This window comes from Faecalimicrobium sp. JNUCC 81 (genome assembly GCF_053667625.1).
Genome location: NZ_CM132203.1, coordinates 1,114,438 through 1,128,924, shown reverse-complemented (window position 1 = coordinate 1,128,924; position 14,487 = coordinate 1,114,438). Strand labels below are relative to the sequence as shown.

At 27.4% G+C, this 14,487-nt stretch carries 15 protein-coding genes; 4 read left to right on the top strand and 11 right to left on the bottom strand.

Annotated elements, in window-relative coordinates; translation table 11 throughout:
* Positions 1-238 precede the first annotated feature (238 nt).
* Together JNUCC81_RS05675 and JNUCC81_RS05670 are read left to right on the top strand one after the other, a co-directional pair.
* Complete coding sequence (locus tag JNUCC81_RS05675; protein WP_454095696.1) at positions 239-994, top strand: creatininase; 756 nt, start codon at positions 239-241, stop codon at positions 992-994.
* Positions 995-1,022: 28 nt separating this feature from the next.
* On the top strand, positions 1,023-1,940 hold the full coding sequence (locus JNUCC81_RS05670; protein WP_454095695.1) for a DMT family transporter: 918 nt from the start codon (positions 1,023-1,025) through the stop codon (positions 1,938-1,940).
* A gap of 19 nt (positions 1,941-1,959) precedes the next feature.
* Here the strand turns inward: JNUCC81_RS05670 and JNUCC81_RS05665 are convergent, their stop codons facing one another.
* The 8 genes from JNUCC81_RS05665 to JNUCC81_RS05630 all read right to left on the bottom strand — a co-directional run bounded on the left by JNUCC81_RS05665 (position 1,960) and on the right by JNUCC81_RS05630 (position 7,676).
* Complete coding sequence (locus JNUCC81_RS05665; protein WP_454095694.1) at positions 1,960-3,171, bottom strand: PucR family transcriptional regulator; 1,212 nt, start codon at positions 3,169-3,171, stop codon at positions 1,960-1,962.
* A 663-nt stretch (positions 3,172-3,834) separates the two neighbouring features.
* Positions 3,835-3,951 (bottom strand): hypothetical protein, encoded by a 117-nt coding sequence (locus JNUCC81_RS05660; RefSeq protein ID WP_454096375.1) that lies wholly within the window; start codon positions 3,949-3,951, stop codon positions 3,835-3,837.
* Positions 3,952-4,035: 84 nt separating this feature from the next.
* Positions 4,036-4,167: a hypothetical protein gene (locus JNUCC81_RS05655; protein ID WP_454095693.1), complete on the bottom strand. Its 132-nt coding sequence runs from the start codon at positions 4,165-4,167 to the stop codon at positions 4,036-4,038.
* A gap of 184 nt (positions 4,168-4,351) precedes the next feature.
* Positions 4,352-4,711, bottom strand: a complete 360-nt coding sequence (locus JNUCC81_RS05650; protein WP_454095692.1) for a hypothetical protein — start codon at positions 4,709-4,711, stop codon at positions 4,352-4,354.
* Positions 4,698-5,972, bottom strand: coding sequence for an MFS transporter (locus JNUCC81_RS05645; RefSeq protein WP_454095691.1), 1,275 nt, complete (start codon positions 5,970-5,972; stop codon positions 4,698-4,700). The genes JNUCC81_RS05650 and JNUCC81_RS05645 overlap by 14 nt, the downstream gene beginning before the upstream one ends.
* Before the next feature lie 182 nt (positions 5,973-6,154).
* Positions 6,155-6,811, bottom strand: a complete 657-nt coding sequence (locus JNUCC81_RS05640) for a TetR/AcrR family transcriptional regulator (RefSeq protein ID WP_454095690.1) — start codon at positions 6,809-6,811, stop codon at positions 6,155-6,157.
* 244 nt (positions 6,812-7,055) lie between these two features.
* The gene (locus JNUCC81_RS05635) at positions 7,056-7,475 is read right to left on the bottom strand and encodes a hypothetical protein (RefSeq protein ID WP_454095689.1); all 420 of its coding nucleotides are present in this window, start codon (positions 7,473-7,475) and stop codon (positions 7,056-7,058) included.
* Positions 7,476-7,676, bottom strand: coding sequence for a helix-turn-helix transcriptional regulator (locus tag JNUCC81_RS05630; RefSeq protein WP_208332264.1), 201 nt, complete (start codon positions 7,674-7,676; stop codon positions 7,476-7,478).
* Between the two features lie 218 nt (positions 7,677-7,894).
* Here JNUCC81_RS05630 and JNUCC81_RS05625 point away from each other — a divergent pair, with 218 nt between their 5' ends.
* Positions 7,895-9,199, top strand: a complete 1,305-nt coding sequence (locus tag JNUCC81_RS05625) for a Na+/H+ antiporter family protein (RefSeq protein ID WP_454095688.1) — start codon at positions 7,895-7,897, stop codon at positions 9,197-9,199.
* Between the two features lie 145 nt (positions 9,200-9,344).
* Here JNUCC81_RS05625 and JNUCC81_RS05620 read toward each other — a convergent pair whose 3' ends face one another.
* Positions 9,345-9,869 (bottom strand): tetratricopeptide repeat protein, encoded by a 525-nt coding sequence (locus JNUCC81_RS05620; protein ID WP_454095687.1) that lies wholly within the window; start codon positions 9,867-9,869, stop codon positions 9,345-9,347.
* Positions 9,870-10,201: 332 nt separating this feature from the next.
* Positions 10,202-12,904, bottom strand: coding sequence for a cell wall-binding repeat-containing protein (locus tag JNUCC81_RS05615; RefSeq protein WP_454095686.1), 2,703 nt, complete (start codon positions 12,902-12,904; stop codon positions 10,202-10,204).
* 291 nt (positions 12,905-13,195) lie between these two features.
* Here JNUCC81_RS05615 and JNUCC81_RS05610 point away from each other — a divergent pair, with 291 nt between their 5' ends.
* Complete coding sequence (locus JNUCC81_RS05610) at positions 13,196-13,759, top strand: cupin domain-containing protein (RefSeq protein WP_454095685.1); 564 nt, start codon at positions 13,196-13,198, stop codon at positions 13,757-13,759.
* A gap of 354 nt (positions 13,760-14,113) precedes the next feature.
* On the opposite strand, the gene JNUCC81_RS05605 is transcribed toward JNUCC81_RS05610, so the two are convergent.
* On the bottom strand, positions 14,114-14,479 hold the full coding sequence (locus JNUCC81_RS05605) for an ArsR/SmtB family transcription factor (protein ID WP_454095684.1): 366 nt from the start codon (positions 14,477-14,479) through the stop codon (positions 14,114-14,116).
* Between the last annotated feature and the right edge of the window lie 8 nt (positions 14,480-14,487).

The following is a 14,487-nucleotide window of genomic DNA, read 5'->3' as shown; positions in this document are numbered from 1 at the left end:
GACATTCAAAGTCTAACATGAAAATATACACTAGTCATTGTACTAACAATACAATAAAATTTTAATATGACTGTGCACATAAAGAACATATTTTAGGAGATTTATTTGTATTTTTTGTACATTGTATATAAAATTTTCTAAGTATATACTAATTAGTGCAATGACACTTCATGAAAGTAAAAAGCTCATTGTGTAAAATACTTAGAAGAAGTTTTTAATTAAAAAGGGGGACGTTATTATGTACGAAAATGTTAAAATGAGAAACATGACATGGAAAGAATTTGCTAAGAAAAAAGATGATGTAATTATATTACCAATAGGTGCTACAGAGCAACATGGACCTCATCTACCTACTTGTGTAGATGCTGTATTAGCAGAAGAATTTGCTTATCGTATAGCTGAAAAAATTAATGGTGTAGTTGCTCCAACTCTTTCATATGGATATAAATCAAAACCATTAAGCGGTGGGGGACCATTATTCCCAGGAACTATTGACTTAAATGGAGCTACATTACAAGCTTTAGTAATGGATATAATTGATGAATTTGTTCGTGATGGATTTACAAAAATATTTATTTTAAGTGCTCACTTTGAAAATGAAGCATTTATTGTAGAAGCAATGGATTTATGTTCTGCAAAATATGGAGACAAAGTAAAACTTCTTCTTACTAACTGGTGGGATCCAATGTCACCTGATGTAATTGATAAAGTATTTGATGAAGTACCATTCCCAGGATGGGCTTTAGAACATGCTGCTGTTACAGAAACATCATTAATGATGTACTTTGCACCAGAACTTGTTAGAGAAGATAAAATATTAGATACAGAAAATGCTAGTCCAGCAACTTACTTTAGATACCCTATAGAAAAAGATATAGTTCCTGAGACTGGAATACTTGCATCAGCTAAATCATCTTCAGCTGCAAGAGGAAAAATAATTGTAGATGACGTTATTCCAAATATATTAAAAATAGTTGAAGAAGCATTCAAATAAATCTTTATAGAAAGAAGTAGGTAAATTTATGAAATTAAAAGGAATATTTCTAACAATGCTATCCTCTATTACCTTTGGTTTTGCCTTTACATTAGGACCTATGACCTATGGCGCTGGAGGAAGCAATCCTGTAACATTAACTTTTTTAAGAAACTTTTTAAGTTTACCCTTTTTATTACTAATAGTTTTATTTTTGAAAATTGATTTAAAAATAACAAAAAATCAACTTAAAAACTTAGTAATATTAGGATTTGTTGGAAATGCAATAACAACATTAATGCTAAATATAGCTTTTGCTCATGTAGATGTAGGAATAGTAACTCCTATACACTTTACTTATCCTATATTTGTAACACTTGGATGTGTACTATTCTTCCATGAAAAACTAAGCAAGCAAAAGATTATAGCATTAATTATAGCTATGTGTGGTATAGGATGTTTCTTTATTGAATCATTAAATTCTGCTTCTTTTGATTCATCTACGTTACTTGGATTAATTTTAGCAGTCGCTTCAGGAGCATTTTATGCCTTCTATATTATATTTATGGACAAAAGTGGCCTAAAAGGTGAATCTCCATTTAAAATAACATTTTATGTAGCTATTGCTTCAAGTATAGGTATGTTTATCTATGGTATTTTTACTAATGAACTTGTTTTATCTACGCTAACAACTAAATCATGGATTATATCTGCAGTATTTGCATTTTTATGTACAGTTGTTGCCCTATCACTGTTACAAGTTGGTATAAAATATATTGGAGCAAGCGAGGCAGCTGTTATAAGTACTTTTGAACCTATAACAAGTGTAATATTCGGAGTGTTATTATTAGGTGAAAAGATAACAGCTATAAAAATTGTAGCATGTATATTAATTTTTGCAGGAGTCTTAATATTATCTTTTTCCAAAGAAAAAACATCAGAAACTAAAGAGGAATTGGAAATTTAAAATTAACCCCTATGTATTATCATAGGGGTTTTTTATTTTGAAGATTAATAAATTCATAAATTAATATGCTATTAAAAAGTTCTAAATCTATCATTGCATCATCTAAATCTATTTTTAAAAGATCTTTGATTGTTGACAATCTGTAAATCAATGTATTTCTATGGATGAAAAGCTCTTGGGAAGTCTTTAATAAATGTCTATTATTTTGGAAATAACATTTTAAAGTTCCAATTAAATCCATTCCATGATTTTTATCATGCTCTAAAATAGGACCCAAGTTTTCATAACAATATTGCTGAATTTCTTTAATATCAGCCAATTCTACTAGCCATCTAACAATTCCCAATTCCTTATACTTAATAATTTTTGAATCTCTATGGCATATATCAATCATAGACAAAGCTTTAAAAGCTTCTTTGAAACTTTTTTTTATCTCTGAGTTTGTTTCTCTTATACGACTAAAACTTAAGCTAATTTCAACTTCTGAATATTTGGAACTTACAAGGTTAAACACCGCTTCAACAGTTTCTAATGACTTATTTCCTTCATTATAATCATTTGAAAATATTAAAAACATCAAGTTATTTGCATATTCCATAGGAATTAAGGTTTGACTTTCTATGTTTAATGCCTCTTCTAATGAATGAATTATATGTTTACTAATTTGCTCTAAATCATAGGAAACATTAGATATATTTTCTATTTTAAATATACATATATAGTGAAAAGGTCTTAATTTTATATTATAAAATTCTGCTAGAGTATGTATATCTTCATGCAACTGGTCTTGTGAAAAAATAATTGATTCAAAAAAATGCTTTGCATTCTTTTTTTCTTCATGTTTTTGTTCTGATTTAAATAAGATTTCTTGTGTAATATCGATTAATTTAATATTCCAAGGCATTATAAATACAGGAAATTTTTCTTCATCTGCCCTATCTAACACATCTTTAGGTATGCTATTTATATCCTTATCATCAATTAAAATTACAATCCCAGAAAGCTTTTTATCAATACATTCTTCTATCAATAATAAAAAACTATTATCATCCTTTTTTATATCTGTATAAATAACAAATATTAACTCTCCCCCATAAAGCCACTGGGAAATAGATTCTGTCATTCTTACATAAGGCCAAGATATTTCACGGTTTAACCCCTTCTCCCCAGCTAATAGCTTTGCTTTTGAAAAATTTTTAAGTTGAAATAAATCCCTACAACAAAGAGCCATAAAACGATTCCTTCTTTCTTCATTTGTTTTGTTACATTTTGTTAGATAATTATCAATTCTAATTATATTACAAATTTTAAATTGGTACAATTATCCATATATCCTTGAAAATGAATTAAATAATTATACTGTTTTTCTTATTGAAATCTTATATCTTAAATTAACTATTAAGTTATATAAAATATTAGCTTTTGATTTGCTTAATCTAGTAATTATTGATTTTAAGGAATAGAAATTTCTTCTAAACCACATATATCCATCAAACAATTCCTCATCCTTGCATCTTTCTAAAGTAACCTGAGCTGCCCACTTTTTATTTAATTTACTAAGTTCTTTTAATAATTCTTTTGCATACTCAATATCTCCAAAGAAATTATCATCCCAAAAAACAAAAAACTTACTTTCGCTACTTTTGATATCCTCTATTACTTCATTTATTGGTCTTTTCCTAAATGAGTCTTCATATATTTGTTTTAGATTACAATAAGAACAACTATAAGGGCACCCCCTTGTTGCAAAAACAGCACCTTTAGTAAACCATCTTCCTGTTATTAAATCTCTTCTTGGTATTGGAATTTGCTCTAGTGAGGGAGTATTTAAATATCTATATTCACTATCATAATTTCCATAATAAAATTCTTCTAAAAACCTTGGCCAACTATCTTAAGCCTCCCCTATAATTACTACATCACAATGTTCTTTTACTTCCTCTGGTAAAAGAGTTGCATGAGGTCCTCCAAAAACAACTTTACTCCCTTTACTTTTAAATACTTTTGAAATGTTATAACAATGAGGTGCATTTGCAGTATTAACTGTAATTACAACTAAATCATAATACTTTTCAAAAGGTATTTTTTGATTATACTAATCTATTAATGTAATTTCATACTTGCTTTCATCAATAAATGCTGCTAGATATGGCATTGTTATTTGTATAAAATTGTTCATCTGCCTTTTTCTAAACCTATTAATCTCCTTGTTTTCAGGAGTTATCATTAATATACTTTTTTCATATCTCCTCCAAATAATGCTTTATTATATATGTCTTGTTATAAATTTACTCTTTATTCCATTTGCCGTATCATCATCTTATAATAACATAATTTTTAATAATAAAAACCGTATCACTTATTTGTGATACGGTTTTACATAACTAATCTATTAAACTTAACACTATTGTTTATATATTAAATTTAAATGCAAAACTTTTTCTCATATAAATACCTAAAAAGCTTAAATACTGTGGAACATATAAGCTTAATAACTTATATAAATAGTAACTTATAATTGCTGCCACACATACAATTAAAAGCTTAAATATCATATTATTTACTCCTATATTTGCTGGTATGTTTACTGGTATACTCGGAATAAATATCGATAAAACTGCCAAAATAAAGGCTATGAAAAGTACTAAGTTTACTAAACATAGTGCTAAAATTACAAGCCCGAAAGCCAATACTAAAGGCATTATTATCATTATATTTAGTACTCCAATTGTAAAGTTAGCACATGTATATATAAGTTTATTCTCTATCATTGCAGACCTCACCACAAACTTCAACCTTTTTCAGGCTGCTAAAAATTTTTTTAGACATAAGTGCTATTACACCAGAAAATAAAGTAGATACGAATATAATTATATGTGCATCGTTTTTAAGTGCCTCAAATAAATACCCATATATAATTTGTCCAATAGGCGTTGCACACATTGTCATAGCTAAACAAAATGAAATAACTTTTCCTGTAAGATGAGTAGGTGTTTCACTTTGAATGAAAGTCAATACTTGAATACTAAATAAAGTAGATACAGCCATTATTAAGAAACAACAAGCCGTAACAACAACATAAGAAATCATAGGAGTTACATCAAACATAAGTACAGTCCCTATTGGAATCAGAGCTAATATAGCAACTAATAAGATTATATGACTATGATAAATCTTAATTTTATTGGCTAAGATCCCTGTCATAATTCCACCACATAGTCCACCAAAGGCTAACATACCTTGAGTTACTCCATATGCTTGACTAGACATATTTAATATTTGAGTAATTATAACTGGAATACCAATCATTATCAAAGAACTTAAGAATAAGTTAAAACAAAGTATTATACCAATAGTTTTAAAAATTACTGGCTTATCTTTAAATATAAAACTTAAGCTAGTCATAAAATCTTCTTTTACAATATTAAAAGCACTAGATGTAGTTTCTTGCTTTGTGTAAGGTATTGTTATAAATATTTCCATAATAGCAGATACAATAAAACAAATTATACTTGCTATTAATATAGGTATCAATCCATAAAATCCATATAAAATACCACCAATTACAGGACCTAATAACCCTGCAAGTGAGCTAACCTGGTTTATAACAGCATTTCCTGGTAACAAATTTTCTCTATCTACTAAAAGTGGTATACTCGCTTGAACAGTCGGTTGATAAGCACCTTGTATTCCATATAATGCCATCAATGTAACTATTAACATAAATACTAAATTAAAATTTCCTATAGAAAGCGAAAAAACAGTAATTAATAATGCAGTAAAGAAATCTAAAATTACCATAATATTTCTTTTATTAGCTCTATCTGCAATAATCCCACCAAAAGGAGTTACTGTAATCATAGGAATTAAAGAACAAGCTGAAACTGCTCCAAATAAAGCGGCAGAGTTTGTAGTATCTAAAAGATAAAGTGGTAATGCAAATCTCAATATTGAGTTTCCAAAAAGTGAAATTATTTGACCTATTACCATCAAGGTAAAGTCCTTGTTAAAAAGTTTCGTTTTATTATTCATTAATAAACCCCCATATATAATATTATAAACTCCATAAACTTAAATACATTCGTTCGGTATGTATAAGTTTAAAATTAAACTGCCACTTTGGGCAGTATTTTTTAATACAAACATCTTTAGTTAAAAATATTTTCTAGCACATTCTAAGTTTATGCGAAAGCTACATAAATTGTTCTATATTTTTAATTTATTTCTCTTTCAATAATAGCTCTATATCTTTCTAATATTTCAAGAACACTATCATCTAACATAGGAATACCTAAGTCTGATATTAATTTTCTACAAAATAAAAACTTATTTTTGAATTCTTCTTCTGTAGAATGAAATATAGCTGGATTTATCCATATATTCATTAAAATCATGAACACCTCTGCAACTTCTTTTGGGTTATTACTTACTATTGATCCATCTTTTATACCTTCTCTAATAATAGGCTCTACAAGGTTTGGTACAATAATTTCTACTGTATTATAAAGTTGTTGAGTTAAAAATCTAGGGTTTTTCATTAAATTAGGTGCTGCCATAGCTAGCTTTTCTTGACCAGGATTTTCTAAAGAAATAAGTAATATCTGCTTAAGCTTTTCTAATCCAGTATAATATGTAGACTCTTTTATTTCTAAAAATTTGCTATCTGATGAGTCATAAAGTCTAGGTATAACAGCTTCTATTATCTCTTCTTTAGACTTGAAGTGATGATAGATAGCTCCTTTACTTAAATCTCCTAAAGCATCTACTATATCCTGAATAGTAGTATTGTCATATCCTTTTTTTAAAAATAGATCCATTGCTGCATCTAGAATACGATTTATAGTGATCTCAGGATTTTTATTTCTTGCCATCTTCATTCTCCTTTACATACTTTTGTTCGGTATGTAATAAGCATAGCAATTAATTTTTACTATGTCAACGACAATTTAAAATAAAAACCATATCACTTATTTGTGATAAGGTTCTCTATATCTTATTATCCAAAGCTTATTTTCTTTTATTTATTCAAATTTGTCTTATTGTTTATTTAATTTTCATTAAGTTTTATTCAAATAATATACTTGCTAGTATCCTTTAAATAAGCCATTCATAATATTAATATTTTTTAGAATAATAATTTGCTACAAATATCCATGTTATTAATTGGCCTAGAACTAAAACTGATAATACTAAGCTTATTTCTTTATATCCTAAAAGTGCTGCTAAAAGTATTGCTCCACACTCAATATAAGAAAATATAGAATAAACTTTCGCACTAGTTTTTTCTCTTAACAATATATTTCTTTCATCGTTTTCAATTAGTTCAATTTCTTCAGTTTTTTCATGATTTTTATAGTTTTTCAAACTTAATACAGTATTTCCTAATCCTACTGCTGTAAATCCACATCCCATGCCAAATACTGTACTTCCTAGAGAATCTTCCGGTAATGCACCAATTAATGATATTATTAAAAGTACAACTCCTACTCCTAATAATATGCTTGAATATATAATATTCTTCTTTACTGTATTCATTTATTCTTCCTCCTCAAATATAAATACTTCTTCAATTATACAGCCAAAAATAACAGATATTTTCTGAGCTAGCATTATAGATGGATTATACTTCCCATTTTCTAAAGATATTATTGTCTGTCTTGACACCCCACACATTTTTCCTAGCTCTTCTTGAGTGATTTTTCTTTCCTTTCTTAGTTGTTGAATGTTATTTTTCATACTAACCCTCTTTCTTTAAAAGTAAACTAAACTTTACATTTTTAGTATAGTTTACTTTACATTTAATGTCAATTATACTTTACATCTATATTAAAATTAGAATATAATAATAATTTTTTATTTTTATAAAAAACATACTTATCTATATAAATTGTGATATAATCTAATTAAATTAAAAATATAAAAAATTCCGAAAATTTAAAAAAGGGGGATGTTGTATGGTATTATTCAATCCGGTAGTAATATCTATTGCAGTTATGATAATACTTTGTTTGTTAAAATGTAATGTATTATTATCTATACTAATATCAGCAATAGTAGCTGGGGTTTGTTCAGGAATGCCTATAGCAGATGCAATGTCAACACTAGTTTCAGGTATGGGTGGAAACGCAGAAACTGCATTAAGTTATATTTTACTTGGTGCACTAGCTATAGCTGTAAGTAAAACAGGTCTAGCTTCAATATTAGCAAGAAAAATCTCTAAAGTAGTAAAAGGAAAAAAATTAACATTAATATTATTAATCGCATTTATATCATGTTTTTCTCAAAATCTTATCCCGGTACATATAGCCTTTATACCAATCTTAATTCCATCATTATTAAAACTTATGAATAAATTAAAAATAGATAGAAGAGCCGTTGCATGCGCATTAACATTCGGATTAAAGACACCATATATAGCAATTCCAGTAGGATTTGGTCTGATATTCCAAAATATTATTAGAGATCAGATGATTGCAAATGGAATTGATACTACAACAAACATGGTTACTAGTGTAATGTGGATACCAGCAATAGGTATGATTTTAGGATTACTTATTGCAGTATTTATAACTTATAGAAAACCAAGAAACTATAAAGATGTAGCAATAGACGGAATAGATGAAAATGAAATAGATGAAAAAATGACAAAGAGACACTGGTGTGCACTTTTAGGTGCTGCAACTGCATTTTTGGTGCAAATTAAAACAGGTTCTCTGCCACTAGGCGGCCTTTGCGCAATTATTGTACTATTTTTAACAGGCGCTATTAAGTTCAATGAAGTAGACGATTTATTAGATGGTGGAGTTAAAATGATGGGCCTTATAGGATTTATAATGCTTGTAGCTGCAGGATATGGAAATGTATTAAGAGAAACTGGTTCAGTAGAAGCTTTAGTTGCTTCAATTACAGGTATTGTTGGAGATAGCAAATTTATAGGATCCCTACTTATGCTTTTAGTAGGCTTATTAGTAACTATGGGTATAGGAAGTTCTTTTGGTACTTTACCTATAATAGCCGCAATATATTGCCCATTAGGACTTAGTTTAGGATTTAGCCCACAAGCTATCATATTATTAGTAGGTGTTGCAGGCGCTTTAGGTGATGCTGGATCTCCTGCATCAGATAGTACTCTCGGACCAACTGCCGGTCTTAATGCCGACAAACAGCATGATCATATTTGGGATACTTGCGTTCCTACATTTATCCACTATAATATCCCACTTTTAATTTTCGGTATTATAGGATCAATGATATTATAAGATTAGGTTTTCTATAATCAAATATAAGTATTAGTTTAATAAAAAACGTATCACTTATTTATGATACGTTTTTTTATTTACTACTATAAATAATACTCCCTCATACCAAATTTTTAGTATTTCTAAATAGAAATATCATTTATAATTAACCCTCTATTTCTGCTAAGATTTGTTGTGATTTTTGTACTACGTTATCAAATTTTGTCTGCTTAAATCCAAGCTCAACCGATTTTTTATAAAACATTTTTGACATCTCTATATCTCCCTTAACATTTTCTAGTATGCTAAGATTAAAATATGGTAAGCAATATAGCGAATCTATTTCTATAGTCTCATTAAAATACTCATTTGCAACTTTTAAATCTCCTAATTCTAAATATGCCACTCCTAAATTATTTAATGTCATTGCTTCTATATCTTTACTATAAATACCCCAAGAAAGGAGTATTAGCTTCTTTTTCCAATTATTTAGTCTTATATCTTCTATAAATTCTTGACTATATTTAATGCTTTGCATATAATCCTTTTTATTTAATAATTTTCTGCCTTTAAAGTGATCTCTATAATAATATCCTTGAATTCTACCTGGAATAAGTAAAATTATAGATATAATAGGCATTAATATTATAAAATCATATATAAATAGTATTAACATTGCAAATATACTCAAAATTGATAAAATACCTATTATTAAAATATATTGTATCTTGGATTTTTTGACTCTATTAATAAAAATCTCCTCCTTAAAAATTTAAATTTATGGTTTATTCATACAGTAAATCAATTATTTTTCAAAATACTTATCTCCTTATAAATTTTATATACTATGCTTATCAATTCTCTATACCTATAAGTTTCTCTATCTTTCCTTATTTGATTTAAATATACGTTAATTATATAGTATTCTTTAACTACCTAGGTAATCTATTTTAATAGATATATTATTATAAAAAAAAAGAAGAGTTATTTTTAAACTCTTCTTTATATGTTAATCTAATATTATTATTTTATATGGTTCACTTGATTTTTTAATTGTTCAAAGGCTGTCTCATTTCCATTTCCTCCAACTTTAGTTAGTTGCTTTGAAAATGTATAATAAAGCGCTGTAGATTGATTTTTATCTAATCCATTTGGACTTACTAACATTACTGGAGAATTTTGTTTTGATGCTAATACCCCTACTGATAATGCATCTATTAAATCATTTGGACTTCCATAACCATTTTTAGCTACAAATATATTGTTAAGTTCTGTTTGGTTATTATGATTTGTATTTGAGAAAAATCTCTCTATTATATTTAAGTTAGTTAAGTTTCTATTTGACCCCGCTATTCTTACAGGATTTTTAAGTTCTGTTATTAAATTATCTGGAAGTACTGTTGTTCCTCCTATAACATAACTTGTTGCTATATTATTATTCTTTATATAATTTTCAAATGTTTTAAGACCACTTCTAGGCGAAGTGTAAACTATTGCCATATTATCTCTTGCACATACTGGTGCTATACTTACTGCATCTGCAAATCCATTTTCTCCATTTACTACTGCGATTTTATTTACATTATTTAATTTATTTGCAATAGCAAGTGAAGTTTCATATCTATCTTTACCAGATATTCTTTCAACTGTTACTCCCATCGATTTTAGTTCATTAACTATATCTTCACTAATAGCAGTCGTTCCACCTATTACATAAACTTTTTTAACTCCTAATCTCTTAAACTCTGCTTTTGTAGCTTGATTTAAACTATTTGAATTACTTAACAATACTGGAGAATTTTTTTGTGCTGCAAATGGTGTTACTGATAACGCATCTGCTAATGAATTAGCATTAACTAAAACTGCATTTTCACTTGTATTCCATCCAGTTTGACTAACTTTAACTGCCGTATCAAATCTATTGATTCCTACTAGTTCATTTATTTTTGATTTATACTCTTTTAATTTATTTATTTTTTGATTTATCTCATTAGCATTTGGCATATTATTATCTATTTTTATTTCGATATATGAATAATTTGATGTTTTACTATCTGAATTTATTCTTATTTTATATGTTGTATAATTACCTTCTACTTTAGATTCTAAAATACTTGGTGATAATTTTGATATATTATTTATAAATTTATCTACATCACTTATAGTTGCACTATTTTTTAAGTTAAATGTAACCGGATTATTTTGTGTTCCATTTGAATCAGAATATATAGGTGTAAATACATTTGTATCTATAACATCTTTAACTATGTTTGGAATATTTGTATTATCATAAAAATTTACTAAAACTATATTAGTACTATAGCTTATACTGCTGTTATTTAACTTAACAGTTACCATAACATTACCTGGTTTCTTAGCATTTAGTGTACCATCTTTACTTATAGTCGCTATATCTTCATTATCTACTGACCAATCTACATTATCTACATCTTTTCCATTAAGACTTGCTATCAATTTATGATTATTACCTACATACATACCAAAAATAGGATTTTTTATTTTAAATTCCGAAACTGATTCTATAGCCTGAGTAACTTTACCTGCAAATATTTGAACATTTTCTTTATCATAATATGCAAAATCATAGGATACACTATCTACATTTGATATATTCGCACTCTTCCAAGTTATATAATTAGTTGATTTATTTAATATACCACCATTAGATATACGGTCAGGTACTATAGGTTCACCATCCATACCTATACCTTCATTTTTAACAGATATATTTTCCCCTGCTTGACTTACTACTGCTGGCAATACTATACTTTGATGACGAGCATTAATATGATATAACTTTTTTAAATTTTTTAATGGACTTATATCACTTACTTGATTAGTAAATAAAGTTAAAGAATTTAAATTTGTTAAATTACTTAATGCACTTATATCACTTATTTGATTAGTGTGTAAGCCTAAAGATTCTAAATTTGTTAATTTACTCAATGAACTTATATCGTTTATTTGATTCTCACATAAACTTAAGTTCTTTAAATTAATTAACTTATCTAATCCATTTGTATTAGTTAAATTATTTTCATTTAAGTTTAGTCTTTCTAAATTAATTAATCCACTTAATGCACTTATATCACTTATTTGGTTTCTATCTAAGTCTAAATTTGTTAGGTTTGCTAATTTACTTAAATTTCTTATATTACTTATTTTATTTCCACTTAAACTTAAACTTTTTAGGCTCGTTAATTCACTTAATGCACTTACATCACTTATTTGATTTCCACCAAAATTTAGATCTGTTAGATTTATTAGCTCACTTAATACACTTATATCGCTTATTTGATTGTTAAACATACTTAAATTCGTTAAATTTCCTAAGCTACTTAATGGACTTATATCTTTTATCTGATTATTAAATATTTGTAAATCAGTTAAATTTGTACAATATTGAAGACCTTCAAGATTTTTTATTTGTTTATTGCTTAACTGTAATTTTTTTAAACTACTTAATTGTCTAACTGTTATATTAGAATCTACTTTTTGGCTTAATGCATAATTTAATTCCCTTTTTAAATTTTCATCAGGTATATTTACAATATCGTTTTCCTGTAAAGCCTTAGTACTTATATTTTCGATTTTTGTTGTGTTATTGTTAGTAAGTTCTTCCGCAAATACTCCTAATGTAGATACATTTGTTATAGAAGATGTTACTAGTACAATTGATGCTATTTTTTTTGTATTTTTATTCATTTTATCTCCCTACCATATAAATTAAGTTTTAAATAAATTCTAATATTTATTTATGTCTAAATTCATTTTATCATAAAACAAATATATTTTTAATATTTATTTTATAATACCAATTTTTACATTTTTCGATAATATATTCTGTATTTAGACAGTCTTATAGCAATACTATAAAGCATGCTACGTTACTTGTGATATAGATTTTCTTCCTTACTCTACTAAAATTGTTAGGCAATCATCTTATCTAAACATATATCATATAATGTTATAAAGTATATAAAAGGGGAGATAAATATGTATAATATTCCTAAACCATATCCATATCCTTGCTGGATTAACACACAAATGTATAATATGTACCCATACCTTTTCTGGGGTAACGCACAAATGTATAATATGTATCCACATAAAACATCAATATATAAGAGACCATTTACTAAATTAAAAGATTATGGTTCTGAACCGTTTGTAGTTAATATTGATGAGGCTACTGAGCAAAATAATACTTTTCGTACTGCTTTATGGACGGGAAATAATTTACAAGTTACCTTAATGAGCATTAATGTTGGAGATGACATAGGTTTAGAAGTTCATCCAACAGGTGATCAATTTATACGTATTGAAGAAGGTGAAGGACTTGTTAAGATGGGAGATAGTAAAGATAATTTAGATTTTCAAAGACAAATCTCTGATGACTACGCTATAATGATACCTGCTGGTAAATGGCACAATGTAATTAATACAGGAAATAAAGCACTTAAATTATACGCTATCTATGCTCCACCTGAACATCCACGTGATACAGTTCATAAAACTAAAGCAGATGCAGAGTCTGCTGAACATAACTACAGATACTAATCAAAAATCACTGTAAAACAGCTTTCTATGAAAGATTAAATTTTCGTATAAGGCTGTTTTTACAGCAAAACATTCTACCCTTAAATTAGCATTTATAATCCAATTTTCAGCATCTCTAATATTATTGAACAGTCTAAAATCATTTGACTTGTTCAATTCATTAAGTAATTCTTTAAATCTTCCTTGAATTTTATTCTTATTTTCTATGGTAACTGAAACAAAAATAATATGGCAAAAACAGTAAGGGTATGATAAGGTATGTTTGCCCAAAATAAATATATAATATTAATAATAGGGTCTAGTTTAAATGGTGTATTACCATTCAAACTAGACCCTATTATTAATATTCCTGATCTATTCCTCTTTCCTTGAATCATCTTTACTAATGTGTTGTATTCCAGTAAATATAAGATTTATCAGTTCAGTTAGTATTTCCCACTGAGATTCCTTTGAATCAAGATAGTAATAATTTCTTGTACCTTCTTTACGTACATTCACAATTTCCGCTTCTTTTAGTATTTTAAGGTGATGGGATACAGCTGGTCTAGATAGATGTGTTTTCTCTGTGATTTCTCCTACTCGAATTCCATTAAAGTCACTCTCCAAAAGTGTAAGTAGAATCAACTGTCTAGTTTCATCCCCCATAGCAGAAATAGCTTTACGGCATACTTTAAACTTAGATGTTATTTCTTTTAATCTTTCCTGACATTCTTTTTCCATAAGTCCTC